Genomic DNA, 25,176 nt, shown 5'->3' with positions numbered 1-25,176 from the left:
TGAAAGAAATCGCCCCGTAAATTGCCCCTAGACCGGCGATGGCTAAATAGTAGTGGAGCGGACCCTATTTCGTCAATTGGTGAGATATCAAAGTTATCGCGAAAAATTTACAGGAGAAATAGAATAAAACATAATAATATTAATGAGTTATGGTGTTTTCTCTTTGTGGGAAGACCGCGGATATTCACAAAACCGTCAAGAATATGCGGCGTCTTTCCGGGAGTCATGGTTAATGAATATAGTTAATATGACCTGAACTCAGTTATATTTTTGTGCAACGCAGCAAGAACGGGAAAAATTACGCGAATCGGGAGATTAGAGCTGTGCAGCGTGGAAGTGACAGCCAACTCAATAAATATGAAAGTTCTCCATCGCGCCGGCATTTCGAACGGGCATCCAATTCGCCGTAATTAACAGTGCTGAAAATCAGATTACTCTGATTTAAGCTTTTCGCCTGCTTTGACGACAACGTCACCTGCCTTGTTCATATTCTTGCTTGTGTCTTCCTTGACGCCTTGCCAGGTATCGCTGCAGCCGCTGACCATCAGAGAAGCAGACAGCAGCATAGCTGCCAAAAGTACACGCGAAAAGAATGTCATTGTGGATCACTCCGGTAAATCAAATGATAAAGGTAAATTAGCTAGAGCAATCTGAATTTGCAACCACTTCTCGTTTTCTGAAAAGCTCTTTCATGCTTGCTTGCGTCAATGAGATTTTGCTGTTCCGAAAGTTTCCAGAAGTTTCATGAGTTCCGGGTGAAATTGGAGGCCTGAAGAGATGACATTCCGCTGATTAATGGATTTCCTGTTGTAGACAAGTTTATCACCCTGCGTCGTAGTGGTGATCCCACCTGCTTCAGCAAGAATAATATCCGCTGCAGCAATATCCCAATCGCTTTTTTGCGTTAGAGAAAGGGAGGCGTGTGCATCCTGTGAGGCAACTTTCACCATCCGGTAGGCAATGGAATTTACATGGCTGAACGTCGCTCCCTTGACCGTATCAATCCAGCCATGCCATTCGAAGGATTTGCGGCTCGCGATCAGTTTGGCGTTCAAAAGATCGGATTTTTCACTGCAGGTTATAATCTCGCCATTTAATTTGGCACCCTGTCCGCGAACCGCTTCGTAAAGTTCTTCCAATATAGGATTATATACAATCCCAAGGACCGGTTCCCCGTCTTCCACAAGGGCAGCGCAAATCGTAAATTCTGGCTTTCCGGCGATGAAGGAACGTGTGCCGTCAATTGGATCAACAATCCAGACCCTAGATTTTTCAAGGCGTGTACGGTCATCTGCCGTTTCTTCGGAAAGCCAGCCATAATCCGGACGCGCGGCCAGCAGCTTTTCCTTGAAATGGGTGTCGAGAGCAAGATCTGCCTCGCTTACGGGGTCGCCCGGTTTTTTCTCCCAGCTTTTAAGCGTATTCTTGAAATACCGGCGGGCAATATCCCCGGCTTCTTGCATGGTGTGTGAGAGCAGGGAAAAATCTTTGTCAAATTCAGTCGTCATGTACCTGCAACCATCATCCCTTCGACACGCAGGCTTGGCGCGTTGGTTCCCTGTCGGAATTCTAGGTCATCTGCAGGCGTGAGGTTCAGGAACATATCCTTCAGATTGCCGGCAATGGTAAGTTCAGAAACCGGAAAGGCAATTTTGCCGTCCTCAATCCAGAAACCCGACGCCCCACGGCTGTAGTCTCCCGTGATGCCGTTGACTCCAAAGCCAATCAAGCTGGTAATATATAGACCCGATTTGATGTCAGCGAGCATTTCCTCAAGGGAGTTTGATCCAGCTTCCATATACAGGTTGGTCGTTCCGGAACCGGGGGGCGAGGCAGTCCCGCGCGTTGCTCTGCCATTGGTCTCAAGGCCAAGTTGCTTAGCTGATGCACTGTTGAGGATCCAGCATTGCAGTGTGCCGCCCTTGATCAAGTCCAGTCGATTATTTGAGACCCCTTCGCCATCGAATGGTTTCGACGCTGGCCCCCTCGATCTATGGGGATCATCAATGATATTGATCTGCTCATTGAAAATCTGTTCACCCATCTGGTCTTTCAAAAAACTGGTGCCGCGTGCGACGGAGGCGCCGGAAATGGCACCTGAAAAATGCCCGAGAATACTCCCCGATACTCGGTTGCTATAGACAACAGGAAATTGCCCACTCGGCATTTTCCGTGGATTAAGGAGTTTGACCGCTCGCTCCCCGGCAATTTTACCAATCTCCGAAGGCGACCGCACATCAGCATAGAAATGGCGACTGTCATAATCATAGTCGCGCTCCATACCTTGTCCTTCACCAGCGATCACGGACGCGCTGACAGAAAAGCTGCTGGAGCTATAGGCTCCCCTGAAGCCGCCGGAGGTGGCCAGCGCGATCGAGGCACTTCCTGTTGAGGCACCGCCGCCTTCCGAGTTGGTGACGCCTTCGACACCGAGGGCAGCTTCTTCAGCCTCATTCGCAATAGCGACAAGTTCGTCTGGCGAGAGTGACGTGTCGTCATAAAGATCGAGATCCAGCATTTTCTTGGCAAGAAAGGCAGGATCGGCAAGGCCGCAAAATTCGTCCTCTGGCATATTGCGGGCCATTGCGAGAGCCCGGTCCACAAGTTCTTCCAATACCTCCGGCTTTGTATCATTGGAGGAGACAAAGGCCTGTTGCTTGCCAATAAAAACCCGAAGGCCGAGATCGTGTGCCTCAGACCGTTCGATCTCCTCGGTTTCGCCCTGACGGACAGAGACATTGACTGACGTTCCCTGAATGCGGACCGCATCCGCCGCCTCAGCGCCCTTGCGCTGTGCAATAGCAATCAGGTCATCGAGAATATTGAGCGAATTCTGCTCATCAGCTGTTTGTTTTGACATAGGCACCTTAAGTGAAAAATAACAACCCCCCATACATAGGAGGCATGGGCTGAAAATGGAATTAGAAAAGCAAATTCATTCCAGAGAGGCCGTCCCAGAGTAGCTTTCCGCCTGTCAGCAACACCAGCACATAGGCGATGCGGTAGAAAAGGACCTCCGATACCATTTTATGTGCCTTGACCCCGAGCCAGATACCAAGCGGCGCGAGTGGCAGGAGGACCAGAGATGTTCCGATATTCTGCACAGAGAATTGTCCAAGCAGGCCATAGGGAATAAGTTTCACATAGTTTATCGCGAAGAAAAACCAGACGGAAGTGCCGACGTAAAGCGTCTTGTCGAGCTTTTGCGGGAGCATATAGAACTGGAGCGGTGGCCCACCTGCATGAGCAACGAAGCTCGTAAATCCGGCAATTGATCCCCAGAAGGAACCTCGGATAAGGTTTGCCTTAGCCACATGATCGGCAGGAACTCTGCGCGCATAATGGTTAAGTGTGAAAACGACGCAGATGACGCCGAGCAAGACCTTGATGAAATCCGAGCTTAAATAGCTGAAAAGTAGATAGCCGATGAGGATGCCTATCACGGCGCCCGGTAGCAGGTAGCCGAGATTACGCCAATCGGCAGTACGTCGGTACGCCAATAGGCCGAAAATATCCATCACGCAGAGGATCGGCAGGACGATGGCAGCTGCCTGTATAGGCGAAATCATCAGCGAGAGAAGGGGGACGCTCAACAATCCTAGCGAGCCCGCAAATCCTCCTTTCGATATCCCAATCAGCAAGACCACAGGGATCGCAATAATATAAAAAACAGGATCGGTGATAAACGTCATACTAACTTCCCTGTGGCAGCGTTTGTTATTATTATTCAGGACAATAAGAGGGATGTGCAGCCCTTATTTCCATATTGGTTTCCCGCTACCAGGAAGACCAAGTTTTTCCCAAAGCTGGTCAACTTTTTTGATCACTGCCTCATCCATGCGAATTTGCGTGCCCCATTCGCGTTTGGTCTCGGGGGGCATCTTGTTTGTGGCGTCGAGACCGATTTTGCCGCCTAAACTCGGCTCAGGTGATGCGAAGTCCAGATAGTCGATTGGTGTATTCTCAATTGTCGTGATATCGCGTACAGGGTCCATTCTTGTCGAGACGGCCCACATCACATCTTTCCAGTCGCGGGCGTCGATATCGTCGTCCACGATGATGAGGAATTTTGTGTACATAAATTGCCTGAGATAAGACCAAGCCCCCATCATCACGCGCTTTGCATGGCCGGGATAGGCTTTCTTCATGGAGATAACCGCAATCCGGTAACTGCACCCTTCGGGCGGGAGCCAGAAATCTGTAATTTCTGGAAACTGCTGCTGTATCAGAGGAATGAAAAGCTCATTCAGCGCTTCTCCGAGTACGCTCGGCTCATCCGGCGGCCGGCCGGTAAAGGTCGAGAGATAAATCGGCTTTTTACGCATGGTGATGGCGGAAATCGTGAACACCGGAAAGCTCTCAACCGAATTGTAATATCCGGTGTGATCGCCATACGGCCCTTCATCACCATAATCATCGAGAGAGACATGACCTTCGAGGATAATCTCGGCCGTCGCAGGGACTTTAAGAGGAATGGTTTTGCAGTCGACCAGCTCGACCTTTTCGCCACGTAACAGTCCCGCAAACTGATATTCAGAAAGATTGTCCGGGATTGGCGTTACGGCAGCTAGAATGGTGCCCGGATCCGCGCCGATGACCACTGCCGCTGGAAGAGGCTCGGTTTTTTCCTTGCCCCAGCGTGCATGATGCTGCGCGCCGCCGCGATGCTTGAGCCAGCGCATCAGGGTTTTGTTCTTGCCGAGTTTCTGCATCCGGTAGATGCCAAGATTGAAATCATCCGATTTGCCCTCGCCAGGGCCCTTCGTCACCACCAGCGGCCAAGTGATCAACGGCGCAGGTTCTCCCGGCCAGCAAGTCTGGATCGGCAGCTTGTCGAGATCGATCTCTGCCCCTGTCAGCACTACTTCCTGAGAGGGTGCATTCTTAACGGTTTTGGGGCGCATGTTCATGACGGTTTTCAGGACAGGCAGCATCCCAACGGCTTCACGAATCCCTTCTGGCGGTTCAGGCTGACGCAAAAAAGCGAGGGTTTCGCCGACTTGTCGAAGTTCGTCAGGTGTGCGGTTCATGCCCATGGCAACCCGATCAATGGTGCCGAACAGGTTGACGAGGACAGGCATCGAGCTTTTCTCGCCTTTCTCGTTGACTGGATTTTCAAACAGAACAGCAGGGCCGCCCTCCGCCAGAAGGCGAGTTTGAATCTCAGTCATTTCAAGATCGGTTGAGACCGCTTCCTGCACCCTGACGAGTTTCTTATCTGCTTCAAGCTGCGCAATAAATTCCCGGAGTGAACCGTACGCCATTTTTACCTATTCCATTGTTACCCGCGCCCCGACGACTATGCCCGAGATCATCCACTACCGTAAAGCAAAAGCATTTTCTACCACGGCAGAGGGAATTTCCCCGTAATAATCGCGACAAGCACAATCAGACCAAAGACCTTGTTAGATTTGAAAAGCAGCAGGCAGAGATCGGCATTATTGATATCGAGGGACCGGATCTGCCAGACAAGATGCGCACCCGCACCTGCCATGAAGATGTAGAAAGGAAGGGTCAAGCCAGTGAAATAGCCACTGAGAAGAAGCGCAAGGAAAATTGCAATATAGAAACCAATCATCCAGCGGTAAGTATCCGCGCCAAACTTCAGTGCCGTCGATTTAACGCCAATCAGAACATCATCTTCTTTATCCTGATGGGCGTATATGGTGTCATAGCCGAGCGTCCAGGCAATGCCACCAAGATACATAATAATCGGGGCGATCTCGAGACCGCCCTTTACCGCGGCCCAACCAAGTAGCGCGCCATAGTTAAAGGCGAGGCCCAGAAAGAATTGTGGCCAATAGGTGAATCGCTTGGCAAAAGGATAGATGGCCACAAGAACGAGGCTAGCGGCGCCCAGCAGGATTGCGAAGAGATTAAACTGCAGCAGAATTATCAACCCGATCAGGCATTGCAAGCCCAGCCAGAAAATTGCCTGAAAAAGAGTCACTTGCCCGCTCGGGATCGGTCGTTTCTTGGTGCGTTCCACCTTTCCGTCGAAATCCCTGTCAGCTATATCATTCAGGGTGCAACCCGCCCCGCGCATAACAAGGGCCCCAATACTGAACAGGATAAAGTACCAGATGTTTGGAAGATCGCCTGCAGGCGCAGCAAGAGCGATAGACCATAGGCAAGGCAAGAGCAGTAGCCACGTGCCGATCGGTCGGTCCAGTCGGGATAGCTTCATATAGGGCTGGAGGCCTTCCGGCGCATATAGGTCTACCCAGTTTTGCTTGCTGGCGTCATCGATTATCTTGTCGGGGCGTCGCATATCAAAACAGTCCTAATCTAACTAGAGGTGACGGAGATGGCATTAATTGTTATGAATCGCAACAAATTATCGTCCAACATATTTAAAGAGCTTGTTCCCTTATGTTCCCGAAACCATATTCCGTCCGTCTTTATGTTCCAAGCGACTTGGGTGCTGATCTGGGGGTGATCCTGGATAAAAATCAATCCCACTATGTCGCGACAGTGATGCGGCGCGCAGAGGGCGATAAAGTTGCCTTGTTTAACGGTCGGGACGGGGAGTGGCTTGGACAATTACAGGAAGTACATAAAAATCACTGCCTCATTCATGTTACCGAACGGCTTCGACCGCAAATTGATGAGCCTGACATTGAACTCCTGTTTGCACCGGTTAAAAAAACTCAGACCAACCTCATAGTGCAAAAAGCAACAGAACTTGGAGTCGCCAGTTTTCAGCCGGTTCAGACCCAACGCACGAATGCGGAACGACTGCGCGAGGACAAGATGGCGTTGCAGGCGCTGGAAGCTGCCGAACAATGTGAGCGGCTCAACCTGCCGATTGTTCACGGCCTTATCAGGCTGGAACAGGCGCTGACCGCACTGGAGCCAGATCGGATATTGATATTCTGTAATGAGAGGTTAAGCGGAAATAGTGCGAAAGAAGTTCTATCTCATTTAGAGACTTCGGAAAAATGGGCGATCGTCACCGGGCCAGAGGGAGGGTTTACGGACGAAGAAATCGAAATGATCTCGGCCCGGCCCAATACGCATGCGATTTCATTAGGTCCCAGAATATTACGGGCGGAAACCGCTGTTTTTGCAAGCCTTTCTCTGTTGCAGGCATTTCAGGGTGACTGGACCTGAGCCATTCAAGTTGCTGCCAGAAAGTGATCATTCGACAAAAATAGTATTTTTGCCTTGAAGCGAGGTGAGCAATTCTTTAAGTCAAACTAAAGGCCGGACCAGGGGCGCATTGCCCGGCCACCATAAAATAAGAGGGAATATATGTCCGGACCTTCCAAAGGCGACGCCATTGAGATTAATGACAAGGCACAGTTGGTGGACTTTGCCGCGAGTGGTTGTAAGCCACGCGATAAATGGCGGATTGGCACTGAACACGAAAAATTTGGTTTCACGCTCGATACTCATGAGCCACTAATCTATGAGGGCCCCAAGGGTATAAAGGCGATGCTGGAAGGGTTGCAGCGTTTCGGCTGGCAGCCTGACTATGAGGGTGACAATGTTATCGCGCTCTCAAAAGAGGGATGTTCGATCAGTCTGGAGCCAGGCGGGCAATTGGAACTATCCGGCGCCGCGGTCGAAAATCTCCACGAAACCTGCAGTGAAGTTCATACTCACTTGGCGCAAGTCCGTGAAGTGGGGGATGAGATGGGGGTTGGATTCCTTGGCCTCGGTTTTAGCCCGAAATGGACGCGTGCCGAGACGCCAATCATGCCCAAGGGACGCTATCAAATTATGAAAAGATACATGCCGACCCGGGGTCAGCATGGTCTGGATATGATGTTTCGGTCTTGTACGGTGCAGGTTAATCTCGACTACGCGTCGGAAGCGGACATGATCAAAAAATTTCGGACAAGCCTTGCCTTACAGCCTCTGGCAACAGCGCTTTTTGCGAATTCTCCCTTTACCGAGGGGCGGACAAACGGGCATCTCAGTCATCGCAGCTATATTTGGACCGATACCGATCCTGACCGGACGGGCATGATCCCCTTTGTTTTTGAGGATGGCTTCTCGTTTGAGCGGTATGTCGATTATGCCCTTGATGTTCCGATGTATTTTGTCTATCGAGACGGTGATTATATTGATGTAAGTGGGCAATCCTTTCGCGATTTTCTGGCTGGTAAACTTCCGGGGTTGCCGGGCGAAAAGCCGAACCTTGTCGATTGGGATAATCACTTAACGACGTTATTCCCAGAAGTCCGGATGAAGCGGTTCCTTGAAATGCGGGGCGCCGATGGCGGACCTTGGCGGCGCTTATGCGCGCTGCCAGCGTTTTGGGTCGGTCTACTGTATGACGATACGGCGTTGGATGCAGCCTGGGATCTGGTGAAGGAATGGACAGCGGAAGACCGCCAGCGAATTCGTGAGGATGTGATTACGCACGCTCTCGCCACGAATTTGCCAGACGGGCGTACTATGCTGGAGCTAGCAGCAGAGGTGCTGGAAATTGCGTCATCGGGCCTAAAGGCGCGCAAACGGATGGATAGCTTTGGTGAAGATGAAAGCCATTTCCTGAATGCTTTGAAGACGACTGTTAAAATGAAGAAAACACCGGCAGAAGAGATGCTGGAGCGGTTCCATGGCGACTGGAAAGAAGATATAGATCCGGTATTCAAAGAGTATGCTTACTGATCAGACATCAGTTTTTGATGGATCTTGATCGCCGCCGTGTAATCTTGCTCGGCGGCTTTCTCGTTTATCTTCCTTAGGCCTTTTACGGTGTGCTGGATAGCGCCGATCATCGCATGTGGCCTACTAGCCTGACGGCCTAGCTCACTCCTGATTAAATCTGTTAGTTCGTCCAATTTCGCTTCGTCTTTGTTTTCAAGCGGAGCGTGGAGGAGCGATAAATAAGACATGTCTGTGCCTGTCTGTACATTACTCTGATCTTTACCTAACTCATTGTTATCAATAGAATTAAGATAAGCGACAAGCGCCTCCACCTTTTCGAAGGGAGGGGGTGGTCCAGCAAATTCCGTTACAATGACATGACGTGTAAAGGCATGTAGATCCGCGAATAAATTGATAGTGCCATAAGGAGGCGTGTCCCGAACACCGCGCAAAGACGGAATGTCTATTGGATTTGAAATTCCGTCTTCAAATTCCGCCTGCCAAAAACGATGCGTCACGTCTATTCGCCCAGGGCGGTCCGAAAGCCCGGTAATGAAAAAATCCGTATTCGCATGCCCATTGGGGTGGCAGCTATTGCAGGAGAGGCCGATCCGGACTGCCTTCTCCCCAAGCAGCGACGGGCTTCGAAATAACAGGCGTCCATAGAGCCATTTGTCATCGCGGATCGTATCCAGCCTCAACAATTCTGACGGCGGATCACTTTGGATCTCAGTTGAACTTCCGGTCGGAAGCCAGTTTCGATCGTCGTCGGCGGCGGCGGACGGAGCCACAGCCATCAACGCCGTCAGCAAGCATATATATAACAGGACAGGGGGGCGGACCCCCTTAGCGCGGCGTGCCTTAAGCGGTCCCACCAACGGTCAGCCCTTCAATCAGCATGGTTGGCTGCCCAACGCCAACAGGTACGCTTTGGCCAGCTTTCCCGCAGGTGCCGATGCCGCTATCGAGCGCCATGTCATTGCCGATCGCCTTTACCTTTTTAAGTGCCTCGCTGCCGGTTCCAATCAGGGTCGCGCCTTTGACCGGCGCTGTAATCTTACCGTCTTCAATGAGGTAGGCCTCGGTGCAGGAGAAGACGAATTTGCCTGATGTGATATCGACCTGACCCCCGCCAAAGTTGGCCGTATAAATACCCTTCTTCACTGATTTGACAATTTCGCCCGGGTCTTTATCGCCGCCCAGCATGTATGTGTTGGTCATGCGCGGCATTGGAAGGTGGGCATAGCTCTCACGGCGGCCATTGCCTGTTGGTTCAACGCCCATAAGACGGGCGTTCTGGCGATCCTGCATATAGCCGACGAGGATGCCGTCCTCAATGAGTGTCGTGTTGCTGGTTGCGGTACCTTCATCATCAATACTGAGGGATCCCCGCCGGTCAGTGATTGTCCCGTCGTCTACAACGGTCACGCCCGGAGCCGCAACTCGCTCACCCATCAGGTTGGAAAAGACAGAGGTTTTTTTGCGATTGAAGTCGCCTTCAAGACCATGACCTATCGCCTCATGCAGGATAATACCGGGCCAGCCGGGGCCGAGGACAACATCCATTTCACCCGCCGGGGCGGCGACGGAGTCAAGGTTGACCATGGCCTGACGGTATGCTTCGTCGACTGCGGATTTCCAGGTGCCTTCTTCTAGGTAAAAATCGTATCCAGTCCGTCCGCCCATTCCATGAGAACCGGACTCGCGCCGACCGTCTTTTTCAACAACGACAGAAACATTGAGCCGCACCAGCGGACGGATGTCGCCTGCACGTTCGCCGCCACTGCGGATTATTTCAATCCCCTGCCAGGAGCCTGCGAGAGAAATAGAAACCTGAACAACCTTGCTGTCTTTTCCGCGCGCATAGGCGTCTATTTCGGAAAGCGCCTTCACTTTGGCATCGAAGGGGATTTCACTTAGTGGATTGTCGTCGCTGTAAAGGGCGCGGTTGGAACCTGCAGGCGCTAATGCCATGGTGCCGCCTTTGCCGGCTTGCACGGCCTCTACCGTTTTTGCGGCATTAACGATGGCTTCTTCGCTCAAATCAGAGGCGTGCGCGAAGCCTGTCGCCTCGCCGACAACCGCTCTGAGTCCGAACCCTTGCGTGGTATCAAAACTGGCGCTTTTTAGACGTCCATCGTCGAAGGAAAAGCCTTCCGACTGACGGTATTCCAAAAACAGTTCGCCGTCATCCGCCTTTGCGAGCGCTTTTGATACCTGCTTTTCAACAGCTCCCCGATCCATACCTGTTGGTATGAAAAAGAGGTCATTGGCGGTCGATATATCAGTCATAAATGTGCTCCGGTTGTTGGGCGGCTGGGTTTACTACAGCTGAATATGTGTCTTTTGAGAGCGAATGTCGAGAGAGGGGAATTGCTGATTTGAAAGATTCTAATTGTCTCCGCCCTTGAGGACGCAAGTCGGTGTGACAAAATGTCACAATATGCGTGTCGTTTGAGGATGAAGAGAAAATGAGAATGGCTTTGGTAAAATCTATGTAATATATTGTAATATATGCATAAAATTATTTCCCCTGTGCTTTGCGGGCAAAAAAAAATGATGCGGATTTTTGAATTACTGCAGTCTTAGACTTGTTATAAAGCACATCGGTGGTGTAGTTTCCCGCGCAATCGAGTGGAAAGCTTTTTGATTTGCCGTTATGAGCTGGATATAAATCAAAAAATCTGTCCAAAATTTGGCCTAGCGAGGGTATACTGTTTTTCGTTTCAGGCTAAGTTAGTTAGACATGTGATCACAAACGGGAAGTGAAGATGGGTATGGTAAGAAATCTTGTCGCATTTATGGCCGTAATTGCAGGCACGGTATTGACGATGGGAACTGCCGCCGCGGAGCAGGGGCAACCTGCGCAATGGCAAACAACGTTTCAGCAGGCATTTTCACCAGTCGCAGCAGAGCAACATATATTCCATAATTTGTTGCTGTGGATTATCAGTGCGATTACGGTGTTCGTTTTGGTTTTGCTGCTTTATGTGATCGTGCGCTTTAACAAGCGGGCAAATCCCAACCCCTCCAAAACATCCCATAACACATTTATCGAGATCATCTGGACGGTTGTTCCGATCATGATCCTGATCGTTATCATGATCCCATCATTGAAGTTGCTTTACTACGGGGATCGGATTGAAACGCCGGACATGACCCTGAAAGCCATTGGGTATCAGTGGTATTGGGGCTATGAATATATGGATGAAGACGGGCTTGCCTTTGAAGCCGTGATGCTTGAAAAGGACGAACTTAAACCCGGTCAGCCGCGCCTTCTGGCAACTGACAATGCGATCGTCCTTCCGGTTGAAACAAATATCCGCGTTCTCGTTACGGCTGAAGATGTCCTTCATTCCTGGGCAATGCCGTCCTTCGGTGTGAAGATGGATGCCGTGCCGGGCCGTCTGAATGAAACCTGGATGCGGATCGAGAATGAAGGCATGTATTACGGACAATGCTCGGAACTATGCGGTGCACGTCATGGATTCATGCCGATTATGATCAAGGCGGTTAGCAAGGAAGATTACGCAAAATGGCTCGTTGAAGCCAAAAAAGAATTTGCAAGTGACGGAACCCCGGCGATCAAATTCGCCCAGATTACGTCCACAAGCGCAGAGTAAACAGGCTAGAGAGAGGCACTACATTATGGCTTACGGTTCAGCAGCCGCTCACGACGAACACACTCCATCAGGTTGGAAGCGTTGGGTCTACTCGACCAATCACAAAGATATCGGATCGATGTATCTTATTTTTGCGATTATCGCCGGTATTATCGGCGGGGCAATGTCCGTTTATATTCGGGCAGAATTGCAATTGCCGGGCGATCAGTTTCTGAACGGCAATTACCATTTCTTCAATGTTCTGGTCACAGGCCATGGCCTGATCATGATCTTCTTCATGGTTATGCCGGCGATGATTGGTGGTTTTGGTAACTGGATTGTACCGTTGATGATCGGGGCGCCGGATATGGCCTTCCCGCGCATGAACAACATTTCTTTCTGGCTGTTGCCGCCGGCGTTTGGCTTGCTGCTTATCTCAATCTTCGTTGAGGGCCCCGCCGGAGCAAATGGCGTTGGTGGCGGCTGGACCATGTATCCGCCGCTTTCTTCGAACGTTGGTCATCCCGGCATGGCAGTTGATTTCGCGATCCTCAGCCTTCATTTGGCGGGCGCATCGTCAATTCTTGGTGCGATTAATTTTATCACGACGATTTTCAACATGCGCGCGCCAGGCATGACAATGCATAAGATGCCGCTTTTCGTCTGGTCCGTTCTTGTTACAGCTTTCCTGCTTCTGCTTTCCCTGCCGGTTCTTGCGGGCGGTATTACCATGCTCCTGACGGACCGCAATTTCGGCTCGACATTCTTCGCGCCAGAGGGCGGCGGTGACCCAATCCTATTTCAGCATTTATTCTGGTTCTTCGGTCATCCTGAAGTGTATATTCTGATCCTGCCTGGCTTCGGTATCATTAGCCAGATTGTGTCGACCTTCTCACGCAAGCCGGTCTTCGGCTATCTCGGGATGGCCTATGCGATGGTTGCGATTGGTGCCGTTGGCTTCATCGTCTGGGCCCATCATATGTACACAGTGGGTATGAATGTTGATACGCGAGCATACTTCCTTGTTGCAACGCTGGTGATTGCTGTTCCGACCGGTGTCAAGATTTTCTCTTGGATTGCGACGATGTGGGGGGGCTCAATCGAGTTTAAACCACCGATGGTCTGGGCGCTTGGTTTTATCTTCCTGTTTACCGTTGGCGGTGTAACGGGTGTGGTTCTGGCCAATGCTGGCCTCGATGTTGCACTGCATGATACATACTATGTGGTTGCCCATTTCCATTACGTTCTGAGCCTGGGGGCTGTGTTCGCGATTTTTGCGGGCTTCTACTACTGGTTCGGTAAGATCACCGGGTATACCTATTCGGAAAAACTGGCGCATCTGCATTTCTGGGTGACCTTCATTGGCGTGAATATGATCTTCTTCCCGATGCATTTCCTGGGGCTCGCCGGTATGCCACGGCGTATTCCGGACTATCCGGATGCTTTCGCTGGCTTTAATGCAATTTCTTCATACGGTTCCTATGTATCGGCGGTTGGTGTTCTGATCTTCCTGATTACAGTTGTGCATGCCTTCGTCCGCAAGGAACAGGCTGCAGGTAATCCCTGGGGTGAAGGTGCGACCACGCTGGAATGGACTTTGCCGTCTCCACCGCCTTTCCATCAGTTCAACGAACTGCCGGTTATAAAGTAAGGGTTGAAGGAGCAACGAGTGTCCGACACAAGCCTTATAAAGGATACGATCGAAACCCGTGTCAGTTCAGATCTGACGCGGGTTAGCGATTATTTCGCTCTGCTGAAACCGCGAGTGATGTCGCTTGTCGTTTTCACAGGGCTGGTGGGGCTTGCCGTTGCGCCGGGGACCATTCATCCGGTGCTGGCCTTTACGGCGCTTCTCTGTATTGCTGTTGGCGCCGGGGCATCCGGGGCGATTAACATGTGGTATGATGCGGATATAGATGCGGTGATGGAGCGGACGAAAGAACGCCCGATCCCTGCCGGTCGTGTCAGCGCGAATGAAGCGCTTGCGTTTGGCACCGTACTGTCGGTGGCTTCCGTTGTTCTGATGGGACTCGCGGTGAATTATGTCGCGGCGGCGTTGCTGGCGCTTACCATCGGGTTCTATGTTTTTATCTATACCATGTGGCTGAAACGCCGGACGCCGCAGAATATTGTTATTGGCGGTGCGGCAGGTGCATTTCCGCCAATGATCGGTTGGGCGGCCGTAACCGGCGATGTTAGCGCGGAATCCCTTGTTCTGTTCGCAATTATTTTTATGTGGACCCCGCCGCATTTTTGGGCGCTGTCGCTTTGGCGCGATATTGACTATGCAAAGGCCGGTGTGCCTATGCTGCCGGTTGTTGCCGGCCGGGATGTTACGCGGCGGCAAATTGTACTCTATAGCGCGCTCCTTTTCCCTGTTGCGGTCATGCCGTATTTTCTTGGATATGCGGGCATTGTTTATGGTGTTGGCGCGACCCTGTTGAGCGGTCTGTTTCTGCTTCTTTCGCTAAAAGTATGGCGTGCCAAGGACGAGGAGAGCGCAAAGCAGCTGTTTGCGTATTCTCTTTTATATCTGTTCCTGCTTTTCGCTATGCTACTCGGTGAGAGCCTTGTCCGGACGGTGGTTTGAAATGGCCCGTGATGAAGAACATAACAAGCGGCAACGTATCCGTAATCTCGCGGTCGGGGGTATCCTTATTGCTTTGGTCGTACTGTTTTATTTGATTACAATTGTGAAAATGTCCGGCGGGGCGTCTGCGTGATGGAAGGGCAGAACAAAAAATCAGCCCGTCTTGCATTCGTGTTGGCATCAGTTGTTGTTGGCATGGTCGGGTTAGCCTATGCTTCGGTCCCGCTTTACGATCTTTTCTGCCGGGTGACGGGATATGGTGGAACGACGCAGCAAGCGGATATTGCCCCGGATGTTATTCTTGATCGTGACATAACCATCGAATTTGATGCAAATACAAGCCGTGAAATGCCGTGGGACTTCAAGCCGGTAAAGCACAAGATAACAATGAAGGTGGGTGAAACGGGCCTTGCGTTCTATGAAGCTTACAACCCGACAAATCGTGCGATCAAGGGAACAGCGACGTTTAATGTGACACCGCAGAAGGTTGGGCAGTATTTCACCAAAATTGATTGTTTTTGCTTTACCGAGCAGGTGTTGCAGCCGGGTGAACGGGTCGATATGCCGGTTACTTTCTTTGTCGATCCTGAAATCGATGATGATCCGAACGCCAAAGAGGTGACGGTAATAACGCTTTCCTACACTTTCTTTATCAGCGAAGATGATGAAGAAACAAAGGTTTCGGCGAAATCCGAAAAAAAATCGGTTGATGTAAATTGACCAATAAAAGACTGGGTAACATTTAGGGCCGGACCTGGTCCGGGCGAAATTGCAGGAGTTTAGGAATGGCAGATTCTCACGCCAAACAACATGATTATCATCTCGTAGATCCGAGCCCGTGGCCGGCCCTTGCGTCTGCTGCTGCATTTGTATCAGCTATCGGTGCTGTTTTGTGGATGCATGACAAAGGTTACGCGGTCTTTGTGATTGGTTTCGTCGCCCTTTTATACACGTCCTTCACTTGGTGGCGCGATGTTGTCAAGGAAGGGGAGCATGAAGGGCATCACACGCCAGTCGTTCAATTGGGCTTGCGATATGGCATGATCATGTTCATCGCGTCCGAGGTTATGTTCTTCGTGGCTTGGTTCTGGGCCTACTTTGGCGCAGGCCTGTTTCCGAGTGAAGTTGGCGGCGGTGTTTGGCCACCTGAAGGAATTATGACCTTCAATCCTTGGCATATTCCGCTTCTAAATACTGTTATTCTGCTGCTCTCTGGCACTACGGTGACTTGGGCGCATCACGCGTTACAGCATGGTGACCGTAAGGGTCTGACTCAGGGCTTGTTGCTGACGGTTATTTTGGGTGCCTGCTTTACAGCAGTGCAGATATATGAATATTCGCATGCCGCGTTTGGTTTCACGGATGGGATCTATCCTTCAACCTTCTACATGGCGACCGGATTCCATGGTGCGCACGTCTTTATCGGAACAGTCTTTCTGCTGGTATGCCTGATCCGGGCGACGAAAGGCCATTTCACACCAACACATCACTTTGGCCTAGAGGCTGCGGCTTGGTATTGGCATTTTGTTGATGTCGTCTGGTTGTTCTTGTTCTTTGCGGTTTATTGGTGGGGCGCAGGGCCGGAGTGGACCTGACCTAATAATCTGATGCCTTATTCATACGGCATACCAGTTTCCCCTTTTCGCGCCGGACTTACCTGCAAATGCCCGGCATGCGGAAAGGGGAAACTTTTTAAAGGCTTTCTTGATGTCGCAGAGTCCTGTGATACTTGCGGACAAAGTTTCAGTGCCGTCAACAGTGGCGATGGCCCTGCCGTTTTTATCATTTTGATCGTCGGATTTATTGTTTGCGGTCTTGCCGTCGGGATGGAGCTTATATTCCATCCGCCATATTGGCTACAATTGGTGATCTGGCTTCCAACAATATTGATCCTGAGCATTGGGCTTCTCCGTCCTTTCAAGGCTTTTTTGATTGCTCTGCAGTTCAAGCATAAAGCGAGCTCCGAGATAGAGCGTTACTGAACATGAAAAAATTCTCCCCCGGGGTTATCCCAACTTTGATTACAGTGCCTTGCGTTGTAATCCTGCTGGCTTTGACTGTCTGGCAAGTTAATCGATATAGCTGGAAAATAGATTTAATCGACCAGATAAATAACCAGCTCGCGGCGGCACCAGTTACCTTGCCGGCCGGAGATATTATCCCGGAAGAATGGCATTATCGACGGGTTAGCCTGACTGGTAAATTCGACCATGAGCATGAGCTTCATCTTTTCGCCCATACGAAGAAAGGGCGTTCTGGTTTTCAGGTCATCACCCCGTTCAAGCGTACGAATGAAGGGGATATTATCCTCGTCAACCGAGGTTGGGTCCCAGAGGCTAATATAGATCCGCAAACGAGACCGGAAGGTCAAATTTCAGGGGAAGTTACGGTAACGGGCGTGGCGCGAAAGCCTTGGGGTAAATCATGGTCCTTTCTGCCTGGAAGTAACGCCGAAGATAATGTTTGGCTTTATGGTGAACTTGCGAAGATGGCAGAACATCTGAATATCACGGTCGCGCCGGTTTTTGTTGAACTCGACGCGGCGGAAGTGCCTGGCGGCCTCCCCAAGGGTGGGCAGACACGCATTTCCCTCCCTAATAACCATATTCAGTATGCCTTCACATGGTTAGGGTTGGCGATTGCCTTAATAGTTATATATGTCCTGTACGGTCTAAAGCGCGGCGGATCGAAGCAGGAGTGATATGTCAGAAATGACTACAGCCTATTCAAAGCTTGAGAAGAAATTCGCGAGGCTTTCCGCCCTCTCCGGCGCGGCGGCGATGTTGCATTGGGATAGTGCCGCGATGATGCCGATTGGCGGAAGTGGCCCCCGAGCAGAGCAGCTTGCTGTTCTCAGCCTGGTGTCGCATGAGATGTTGAATAGCCCGGACGTTGCTGATCTGCTGATGGAAGCAGAGAGTGAGATTGTTACTCTTGACGACTGGCAGCGCGCGAATCTTGCCGAAATGCAAAATCGCTGGCGTCACGCGACAGCGGTTGATCCGGATCTTGTGGAAGCTCATTCCCACGCGACTTCCCGTTCTGAATTGCAATGGCGGGATGCGCGGCTCAATAATGATTTTGCCTCTCTCGTTCCGGCATTAAGCGAAGTTGTCCAGCTTACCCAACGCATAGCGGATGCCAAGTCTGATGCTTTCGGTGTATCCCCTTATGATGCGCTACTTGAAGAATATGAGCCAGGCTGTACATCCGCAACGATTGATGTTTTGTTTGATGATCTGGAATCTTTCCTGCCGAGCTTCCTGGGTGAAGTCCTGGAAAATCGAAAAAACACGCCGCCAGCTTTAGCGCCCGAGGGGCCGTTTGACGAAGCGGTTCAGAAACAGCTTGGTCAGGAATTTATGACTGCCCTTGGGTTCGATTTCGACCATGGGCGGCTTGATGTCAGCCATCACCCATTTACCGGCGGTATTCCCGATGACGTAAGGCTAACGACCCGCTACGAGACCGATGATTTTACACAAAGTTTGATGGGAACCTTACATGAAACCGGCCATGCGCTGTATGAGCAAGGACTTCCAAAGGATTGGCGCTGCCAGCCAGTGGGCTCGGCGCGGGGAATGGCTCTTCATGAAAGCCAATCTTTGCTGATTGAAATGCAGCTTTCTCGCAGTGAAGATTTCATGGCTTATGCACTGCCTCGGATAAAAGCAGCCTTTTCCGGTAGCGGCCCTGCTTGGGAAGTTGAGAATATCGAACGGCTTTACCTAAAAGTTGAACCCGAGTTCATTCGCGTGGATGCGGATGAAGTGACATATCCCCTCCATGTTATCCTGCGCTATCGGTTGGAAAAGGCATTACTTTCGGGTGATCTTGCGGTTGAGGATTTGCCCGCGGCGTGGAATAGCGGCATGCGAAATACTCTTGGAATAGCGCCGCCGAATGACCGGCTTGGCTGTCTTCAGGATATTCACTGGCCAAGCGGAGCTATCGGTTATTTCCCAACCTATACATTGGGGGCGATGGCGGCGGCGCAAATTTATAGCACCGCAGCGACAAAAATTCCGGATTTCACCAACAAAATCCGTACTGGGAAATTCGCGCCCTTGCTCGAATGGTTGCGTGGTAACATCCATTCCCTTGGCAGTTCACTATCGACGGAAAGCATTATGCAATCTGCGACGGGTTCTCCTTTGACTGCCGACGCCTTTAAAGCGCATTTGCGGAATCGCTACCTGCCCTAAACAATAGTCTGCAGGCGGGGCGAGCGGGCATATACGGGCTTGCACATATGTCCTGCATATGGTTACTCTCACCCGCCATCTGATTGGTCTGAGGAGTGTGAAAGTGCGATATATCAGCACCCGCGGTAAAGCGCCGGTATTGAATTTTGAAGAAGTGGTCTTGACTGGACTGGCGCGGGATGGGGGGCTCTACCTGCCGGAAAGTTGGCCGCAGTTTTCAAAGAATGACATTCAAAGCCTTGCCGGTATGTCTTATGCGGCGGCAGCGGCATTCCTGCTTCAACCGTTTCTGGGTGACTGCGTTGATGAGGCTGACTTCCGCAAAATGACGGAAAAGGCTTACGCTAACTTCTCTCATAAAGCCGTTGTACCCGTCAGCCAGCTTGGCAGCAACGAGTTCCTGATGGAGCTTTATCACGGGCCGACACTCGCCTTTAAGGATGTGGCCTTGCAGCTCCTCGGCCTGCTCTATGACCATCTCCTTGCAAGGGAAGGCAAGCGCGTGACGATTGTTGGCGCCACCTCTGGCGATACCGGCTCCGCGGCGATCGAAGCCTGCCGGGGGCGGGAAGCGGTAGATATTTTTATCCTACATCCCAAGGGGCGGGTGTCAGAGGTACAGCGGCGCCAGATGACGACGGTGCTCGATTCAAATGTTCACAACATCGCCATAGAAGGCGATTTTGATGATTGTCAGGCCATGGTCAAGGCGATGTTCAACGACCATGAGTTTCGTGACAGTTTAGCGGTTTCGGCCGTTAATTCGATCAACTGGGCGCGGGTCATGGCGCAGATAGTCTATTACTTTACTGTAGGTGTCAGCCTCGGCGCACCGTCGCGGCCGATATCCTTCTCGGTTCCAAGCGGAAACTTTGGTGATGTCTACGCCGGCTATGCCGCGAGCAAGATGGGATTACCGGTCGATCAACTGATTGTCGCCACCAACCGCAATGATATTCTATCCCGTTTTTTCAATAGCGGCGAATACCGGAAATCAGGCGTTGACCCGACTATCAGCCCAAGCATGGATATTCAAGTATCCAGTAACTTTGAACGTTTCCTGGCGGATTTATATGGTCGCGACGGTGACGCGATCGCCGACTTGATGAGTCGGCTCGACAGGGACGGTGGTTTTTCCGTGAATATGTCGCAATTGAATGAAAGCATTTTTGCCGCAGATCGCTGTGATGAGGAAGAAACCCTCGCCACCATCCGACAGACATTGGATAGAAGCGCGAAGCTGGTCGATCCTCATACAGCGGTTGGTCTCTCTGTTGGTGAAAAATGCCGAAAGCACAAGGATGTCCCGTTAGTAACCTTATCTACAGCGCATCCGGCCAAATTTCCTGATGCGGTGGAAAAAGCAACAGGTGAGCGTCCTAGTCTACCAAAGCACATGGCGGATCTGTTCGGACGCGATGAACGGCTTGTTGATTTGCCAAATGATTTAGAGACGGTAAAATCCTTTATTAAGGAACGTGCGCGCATACTGAGTGCGGCTTAGATCGGAAGAATATATGAACGTTAAAGTGAGCACCCTCAAGAATGGGTTGCGCGTTATTTCAGATCCCATGCCAGGCTTGGAAACGGCCGCTGTGGGGGTTTGGGTTGATACCGGAGCTCGCCATGAGACGGCTGAGGAAAACGGTATATCTCATGTGCTGGAGCATATGGCATTTAAAGGCACGGGCAGGCGGAGTGCGCTTCAGATCGCCGAATTGATCGAATCCGTCGGCGGGCATCTCAACGCCTATACAAGCCGGGATCAGACAGCCTATTTCGCTAGAGTGTTAAAAGACGATCTGCCGCTCGCGGTGGATATTCTGGGCGATATATTGCTGCATTCAAGTTTTGATCAAACGGAAATTGCGCGAGAGAAAGAGGTAATCGTTCAAGAGATAGGCCAGACATATGATACGCCTGACGATATTATTTTTGATCACCTTCAGGAGGCATCCTTTCCGGACCAGCCGATTGGACGGTCCATTCTCGGGACTGTCGGGAAAGTTCGTGGCTTCGATAGGTCGATGATCGCGGGTTATATGAAAAGTCATTATCTGGCACCCAAGATGGTTTTAAGTGCTTCCGGTGCTGTTGATCACGACAGGTTGGTGACGCTCGCGGAAAAGGCCTTTGACGGATTGGCCGCGAAGGGGGATACGGGCATGGAGCCGGCCCATTATTCCGGCGGTGAATTTCGCGAGGAAAGAGAGTTGGAGCAGGTGCATTATGCGCTGTCTGTTCCCGGTATCTCCTACACTGACGATGATTACTACACGGCTCAGGTTCTTTCCGGATTGCTGGGCGGTGGCATGTCTTCGCGCCTTTTTCAGGAAATAAGGGAGAAGCGCGGGCTTTGTTATTCTGTGTTCAGTTTCTCCTCCTCATTCGCGGATACAGGAACATTTTCTGTTTATGCAGGAACCGGCGAAGAGCATATAAAAGAGCTGAGCCATATGTTGACGGACGAGCTGCTGCGGGCAAGCGATGGAATACAGCAGGCCGAAGTTGAGCGGGCCAAGGCTCAGTTGAAGGCCTCTCTCCTGATGGGGATGGAGAGCCCGGCCTCCCGTTCGGAAGTTCATGCGCGGCAAATACTGATTTATGGACGGGTTCTGCCAACATCGGAAATTGCCGAAAGCATTGATGCGGTAACAGTTGAGGCAACACAAAATCTCGCAGGAAAGCTGTTTTTTGGGGTGACGCCCAGTATTGCAGCGCTCGGCCCGCTAAAAAATCTTGAGTCGTTTGATCAGATCACGGCAAGATTCAGGTAGTGTAGGAACACCAAGGAGGTCCGCGTCGAGTGTTGGAAAAGCTGTCATTGATGGGAAGTGGACCCCGGGTGGTGACTGAGCGACTAATGCTCCGTCCCCCGAAATTGTCGGATTGGGGTGCTTGGGCAGAACTTAGGTCAGACAGCCGAGACTTTCTCGTGCCCTGGGAGCCAGTCTGGACAGAGGATTCTCTCACTAAGGCAAGCTTCAAGGCGCGACTTCGGCGTTATGCGAGGGATGTGAAGGATGATTTGGGCCAGGCATTCTTCATCTTCAATAGAGAAAGTCATGACCTGATTGGCGGGATCACGCTTGGCCAAATCCGTCGGGGTGTCGCACAGACCGGCACAGTTGGATACTGGACGGGCCAGCGCCATGCACGACAAGGCTATATGTATGAGGCGCTTTGCGGCCTGATGCCGGTTTTGTTCAGTGAATTCGGATTAAGGCGAGTTGAGGCTGCTTGCCTGCCATCAAATATTCCAAGCTCACTTCTGCTCGAAAAGGTTGGCTTTTTAAGGGAAGGTTTGGCACGGGAATATCTCTGCATCAACGGCGTTTGGCATGATCATCTGCTGTACGCCATTTTGAATACTGACCCGGTTTCACCATATTAATCGTAATCAGGCGTGCCCCATATCGCCAGATAGGAGGGAGGGGTCTACACCAAGCTTATGTATGGCAACCTCCCATTTCGTCTCTAATTTGGGTCCAAAAACAATATCCACGTCCGGATCGACGACCAACCATCCATTTTCCTGAATTTCCTGTTCAAGCTGGCCCGGGCCCCAGCCGGAATATCCAAGAGCGAGAAAACTGCTCTCTGGTCCGCTGCCGCCGGCAATGGTTTTCAGCATATCTACGGTCGCAGTCAGTGCCATATCATCGTCGATCATCAGAGTGGTGTCGTAAAGAAGGTCGGTGGAATGAACAACGAAGCCACGCTCTGTATCGACAGGGCCGCCGAAATGAATTTCGATATTGCGGGCGGCCTCCGCTTTCGGAATTTCGAGTTGTTCAAGCAAATCCTCAAAGCTCAACGCATCAAGAGATCGGTTGAGCAGGATGCCCATGGCACCCGATTCTGAGTGAGCGCAGAGCAGAATGACGGCTTTTTTAAAGCGCGGATCACCCATGCTTGGCATCGCAACCAAGAGTTTTCCATCCAAATAGCCTGTATCAATTGTATTTGCGGTCATAATATAAATATGTATCTGCTTTAAAAGAATCCCAGCCGTCGAATGTCTTCATGACGTGATTGTGACATATCAACCCTTAATATTGTTTTATATATGTGGTGAATAATCCATTGTAAGGCAGAAGGCTAATTCTGAATGAGATTACTGAATTTTGGGTATTTCTGCGGTATTTTCGTTTTTCTGTTGTTAGGTGCCAGCCTTTCACCCAGAGCTGAGACAGCACCCGACTGGGTCAGTACAGATCAATCGAAGCTCCGGCTGATATCTGCTGTTGAAGGGGTGAAGGGACTCGATTCTCTTCGGGTCGGCCTTCAGATTAAGTTAGCCCCCGGCTGGAAAACATATTGGCGCAGCCCCGGGGATGCCGGAATTCCTCCCCTACTCGATTGGAGCGGGTCTGAAAATTTGAAATCAGCGGAGGTTTTATGGCCTCTGCCCGAAGAATTTGATGCTTATGGTTTTTCAAGCTGGGGGTATCATGATGAGGTTGTCTTTCCTATAGACATTACGTTGCAGGAACCGGGAAATCCGCTTGACCTTAAGCTTCGGCTTCAACTGGGAATTTGTGAGGATGTTTGCATTCCCTATGAGCTTGAATTTACCCTCACTCTCGATACGAAAAGTGCAGAAACTACTGGAGACGCCAGTATTATTGAGGCATTTTCCCGCCGTGTACCCGAGAAAATCGGTTCAGAAACTGCCGTCCTGACGCAAGTGATGGCGAGCCGTAAAGATGATCGTCTTTTTGCCGTTACAGCGACGTCAACATTGCCTCTAAATAAACCATCCATCATTGTTGAGGGAGAAGATGGCACATATTTCGATCTGGTCAGCGCTTCGTTGTCAGCAGATCGTCGACACGTGGCTTTCGAACTTGAAGGACATCTTCCTGCGAAGTCGGACCGGATATCCGGCCAAGACATCACCGTCACAATTTTTGATGGCTCAGTGGCAGGTGAAGCGGATCTCCGCATCGAATAAAATTCAGAATAGCTGTAATTGAAACTTTTTATTTTCGCCTACATCATTATGTTAAAGTGGCGGGGCTGAATTATGCGATTATTTAAGAATAGGGAACAGAAATGACGATATCAGTTGGTGACAAACTTCCAAATGCCGAATTAATGATGATGACCGAAAAAGGACCGACGAAAGTATCGACAGCGGATCTCTTTGGCGGCAAGAAAGTTGCTTTGTTCGCAGTGCCCGGTGCCTATACGCCCACTTGTTCGGCAAAGCACCTGCCTGGTTTTGTAGATAATACGGCGAATTTAACGTCAAAAGGCGTGAGCGATATCGTCTGTCTTTCCGTGAATGACCCTTTTGTGATGGCCTCTTGGGGTAAGGATCACAACGCGGGCAGCATTAAAATGGTTGCAGACCCGGATGCGGCCTTTACCAAGGCTATCGGGGCTGAATTCGATGCCTCCGGTGCCGGGCTTGGTGTTCGCTCCCGTCGTTATTCCATGGTTGTTGACGATGGCGTTGTAACACAGCTTAACCTTGAAGAAACCGGTGGTTTCGAGGTATCCGACGCTGAAACCTTGCTGGGTCAGCTCTGATTGTTTTTCTCATCGGGGAGGGCGGTTGCCTTCCCCATTGTGACTTGTCTGTGATGGTTGCGCCCGTTAGCGCTTAAATTTTTTCATACCTTCATTGGCGAGCTGATCGGCTTTTTCATTGCCGGGATCACCTGCGTGGCCTTTGACCCATTTCCAACTGATTTGATGATTTGATATGGCCTCATCCAACGCGAGCCAGAGGTCCTTGTTTTTTACTGGTTTTCTGGCGGCCGTTTTCCAGCCGTTCTTTTTCCACCCAATCATCCATTTGGTAATACCGTCTTTCACATAAGTGCTGTCGGTATGTAGCTCGACTGTAGAACGGCGCTTTAGTGAATTAATCGCCATAATAGCGGCGGTCAGTTCCATACGGTTGTTCGTTGTTTCCGCTTCTCCCCCGCATAGTTCTTTTGTTTTGCCTTGATACTTTAAAAGGGCACCCCATCCCCCGGGACCCGGATTACCGGAACAGGCGCCGTCCGTGTAAATTACAACAATATTTTCTGACATAAACAAGCTCCTGAACCGTGGCGATACGCGACTAATCTCAACTGCCCGGCTTTAGCATGTATGCCCTGAGTCGGCAAACTTCGAGAAAATGTAATTTTAACCTAATGTTAGCGCATTTCTGGCAATTATA

Annotated in this window: 26 protein-coding genes; 16 read left to right on the top strand and 10 right to left on the bottom strand. The window is 50.8% G+C overall.

What is annotated here, in order from left to right; translation table 11 throughout:
* Positions 1 to 431: 431 nt before the first annotated feature.
* From LKE13_RS01285 to ubiA, 6 genes are all read right to left on the bottom strand, one after another.
* Positions 432 to 599 (bottom strand): hypothetical protein, encoded by a 168-nt coding sequence (locus LKE13_RS01285; protein WP_227947877.1) that lies wholly within the window; start codon positions 597 to 599, stop codon positions 432 to 434.
* A gap of 105 nt (positions 600 to 704) precedes the next feature.
* Positions 705 to 1,508, bottom strand: coding sequence for a 3'(2'),5'-bisphosphate nucleotidase CysQ (locus LKE13_RS01280; protein ID WP_227947876.1), 804 nt, complete (start codon positions 1,506 to 1,508; stop codon positions 705 to 707).
* A complete protein-coding gene (locus LKE13_RS01275; protein WP_227947875.1) occupies positions 1,505 to 2,860 on the bottom strand; it encodes a TldD/PmbA family protein in 1,356 nt (451 codons plus the stop codon). The genes LKE13_RS01280 and LKE13_RS01275 overlap by 4 nt, the downstream gene beginning before the upstream one ends.
* 61 nt (positions 2,861 to 2,921) lie before the next feature.
* Entirely contained in the window at positions 2,922 to 3,692 is a 771-nt protein-coding gene (locus LKE13_RS01270) for a sulfite exporter TauE/SafE family protein (RefSeq protein WP_227947874.1), read from the bottom strand.
* A gap of 63 nt (positions 3,693 to 3,755) precedes the next feature.
* Complete coding sequence (locus LKE13_RS01265) at positions 3,756 to 5,264, bottom strand: UbiD family decarboxylase (RefSeq protein WP_227947873.1); 1,509 nt, start codon at positions 5,262 to 5,264, stop codon at positions 3,756 to 3,758.
* A 77-nt stretch (positions 5,265 to 5,341) separates the two neighbouring features.
* Entirely contained in the window at positions 5,342 to 6,271 is a 930-nt protein-coding gene (gene ubiA, locus LKE13_RS01260) for a 4-hydroxybenzoate octaprenyltransferase (protein WP_227947872.1), read from the bottom strand.
* A 101-nt stretch (positions 6,272 to 6,372) separates the two neighbouring features.
* Here ubiA and LKE13_RS01255 point away from each other — a divergent pair, with 101 nt between their 5' ends.
* Complete coding sequence (locus LKE13_RS01255; RefSeq protein WP_227947871.1) at positions 6,373 to 7,113, top strand: 16S rRNA (uracil(1498)-N(3))-methyltransferase; 741 nt, start codon at positions 6,373 to 6,375, stop codon at positions 7,111 to 7,113.
* A gap of 141 nt (positions 7,114 to 7,254) precedes the next feature.
* Positions 7,255 to 8,622 (top strand): glutamate--cysteine ligase, encoded by a 1,368-nt coding sequence (locus tag LKE13_RS01250; protein ID WP_227947870.1) that lies wholly within the window; start codon positions 7,255 to 7,257, stop codon positions 8,620 to 8,622.
* Here LKE13_RS01250 and LKE13_RS01245 read toward each other — a convergent pair.
* Together LKE13_RS01245 and tldD are read right to left on the bottom strand one after the other, a co-directional pair.
* On the bottom strand, positions 8,616 to 9,398 hold the full coding sequence (locus LKE13_RS01245; RefSeq protein ID WP_227947869.1) for a hypothetical protein: 783 nt from the start codon (positions 9,396 to 9,398) through the stop codon (positions 8,616 to 8,618). The two genes, LKE13_RS01250 and LKE13_RS01245, sit on opposite strands and share 7 nt — an antisense overlap.
* Before the next feature lie 64 nt (positions 9,399 to 9,462).
* Positions 9,463 to 10,893 (bottom strand): metalloprotease TldD, encoded by a 1,431-nt coding sequence (gene tldD / locus LKE13_RS01240; RefSeq protein ID WP_227947868.1) that lies wholly within the window; start codon positions 10,891 to 10,893, stop codon positions 9,463 to 9,465.
* Positions 10,894 to 11,372: 479 nt separating this feature from the next.
* Here tldD and coxB point away from each other — a divergent pair, with 479 nt between their 5' ends.
* The 12 genes from coxB (at position 11,373) to LKE13_RS01185 (ending at position 22,392) form a co-directional block, all read left to right on the top strand.
* Positions 11,373 to 12,224, top strand: a complete 852-nt coding sequence (coxB, locus tag LKE13_RS01235; protein ID WP_227947867.1) for a cytochrome c oxidase subunit II — start codon at positions 11,373 to 11,375, stop codon at positions 12,222 to 12,224.
* Positions 12,225 to 12,249: 25 nt separating this feature from the next.
* Positions 12,250 to 13,854, top strand: a complete 1,605-nt coding sequence (gene ctaD / locus LKE13_RS01230; RefSeq protein ID WP_227947866.1) for a cytochrome c oxidase subunit I — start codon at positions 12,250 to 12,252, stop codon at positions 13,852 to 13,854.
* Between the two features lie 36 nt (positions 13,855 to 13,890).
* Positions 13,891 to 14,793, top strand: a complete 903-nt coding sequence (gene cyoE / locus LKE13_RS01225) for a heme o synthase (protein WP_415776486.1) — start codon at positions 13,891 to 13,893, stop codon at positions 14,791 to 14,793.
* A gap of 1 nt (position 14,794) precedes the next feature.
* A complete protein-coding gene (locus LKE13_RS18570; protein WP_265334742.1) occupies positions 14,795 to 14,926 on the top strand; it encodes a hypothetical protein in 132 nt (43 codons plus the stop codon).
* A complete protein-coding gene (locus LKE13_RS01220; protein WP_227947864.1) occupies positions 14,926 to 15,513 on the top strand; it encodes a cytochrome c oxidase assembly protein in 588 nt (195 codons plus the stop codon). Before LKE13_RS18570 ends, LKE13_RS01220 begins: the two co-directional genes overlap by 1 nt.
* A gap of 65 nt (positions 15,514 to 15,578) precedes the next feature.
* Positions 15,579 to 16,388 (top strand): cytochrome c oxidase subunit 3, encoded by an 810-nt coding sequence (locus tag LKE13_RS01215; protein WP_227947863.1) that lies wholly within the window; start codon positions 15,579 to 15,581, stop codon positions 16,386 to 16,388.
* A gap of 12 nt (positions 16,389 to 16,400) precedes the next feature.
* On the top strand, positions 16,401 to 16,775 hold the full coding sequence (locus LKE13_RS18840) for a DUF983 domain-containing protein (RefSeq protein WP_227947862.1): 375 nt from the start codon (positions 16,401 to 16,403) through the stop codon (positions 16,773 to 16,775).
* A gap of 2 nt (positions 16,776 to 16,777) precedes the next feature.
* Positions 16,778 to 17,494 (top strand): SURF1 family protein, encoded by a 717-nt coding sequence (locus tag LKE13_RS01205; protein ID WP_227947861.1) that lies wholly within the window; start codon positions 16,778 to 16,780, stop codon positions 17,492 to 17,494.
* A 1-nt stretch (position 17,495) separates the two neighbouring features.
* On the top strand, positions 17,496 to 18,998 hold the full coding sequence (locus tag LKE13_RS01200) for a carboxypeptidase M32 (protein ID WP_227947860.1): 1,503 nt from the start codon (positions 17,496 to 17,498) through the stop codon (positions 18,996 to 18,998).
* A gap of 103 nt (positions 18,999 to 19,101) precedes the next feature.
* Positions 19,102 to 20,502 (top strand): threonine synthase, encoded by a 1,401-nt coding sequence (gene thrC / locus LKE13_RS01195; protein ID WP_227947859.1) that lies wholly within the window; start codon positions 19,102 to 19,104, stop codon positions 20,500 to 20,502.
* 13 nt (positions 20,503 to 20,515) lie between these two features.
* Entirely contained in the window at positions 20,516 to 21,775 is a 1,260-nt protein-coding gene (locus LKE13_RS01190) for a M16 family metallopeptidase (protein ID WP_227947858.1), read from the top strand.
* Between the two features lie 32 nt (positions 21,776 to 21,807).
* Complete coding sequence (locus LKE13_RS01185) at positions 21,808 to 22,392, top strand: GNAT family N-acetyltransferase (protein ID WP_265334763.1); 585 nt, start codon at positions 21,808 to 21,810, stop codon at positions 22,390 to 22,392.
* 6 nt (positions 22,393 to 22,398) lie between these two features.
* Here LKE13_RS01185 and LKE13_RS01180 read toward each other — a convergent pair whose 3' ends face one another.
* The gene (locus LKE13_RS01180) at positions 22,399 to 22,974 is read right to left on the bottom strand and encodes a YqgE/AlgH family protein (protein ID WP_227947856.1); all 576 of its coding nucleotides are present in this window, start codon (positions 22,972 to 22,974) and stop codon (positions 22,399 to 22,401) included.
* A gap of 135 nt (positions 22,975 to 23,109) precedes the next feature.
* On the opposite strand from LKE13_RS01180, the gene LKE13_RS01175 reads away from it, so the two are divergent.
* Positions 23,110 to 23,955 carry a protein-disulfide reductase DsbD domain-containing protein gene (locus LKE13_RS01175; protein ID WP_227947855.1) on the top strand — a complete coding sequence of 282 codons (846 nt, stop codon included), beginning with the start codon at positions 23,110 to 23,112 and terminating at the stop codon, positions 23,953 to 23,955.
* A 101-nt stretch (positions 23,956 to 24,056) separates the two neighbouring features.
* Positions 24,057 to 24,536 (top strand): peroxiredoxin, encoded by a 480-nt coding sequence (locus tag LKE13_RS01170; protein WP_227947854.1) that lies wholly within the window; start codon positions 24,057 to 24,059, stop codon positions 24,534 to 24,536.
* A 66-nt stretch (positions 24,537 to 24,602) separates the two neighbouring features.
* Here LKE13_RS01170 and rnhA read toward each other — a convergent pair whose 3' ends face one another.
* Positions 24,603 to 25,046, bottom strand: a complete 444-nt coding sequence (gene rnhA, locus LKE13_RS01165) for a ribonuclease HI (protein ID WP_227947853.1) — start codon at positions 25,044 to 25,046, stop codon at positions 24,603 to 24,605.
* Positions 25,047 to 25,176 lie beyond the last annotated feature (130 nt).

This window comes from Sneathiella sp. HT1-7 (assembly GCF_020731145.1).
In the GTDB taxonomy this organism is placed as follows: Bacteria; Pseudomonadota; Alphaproteobacteria; order Sneathiellales; family Sneathiellaceae; genus Sneathiella.
The sequence above is the reverse complement of the archived record's forward strand: the minus strand, read 5'-3'. Positions and strand labels throughout refer to the sequence as shown.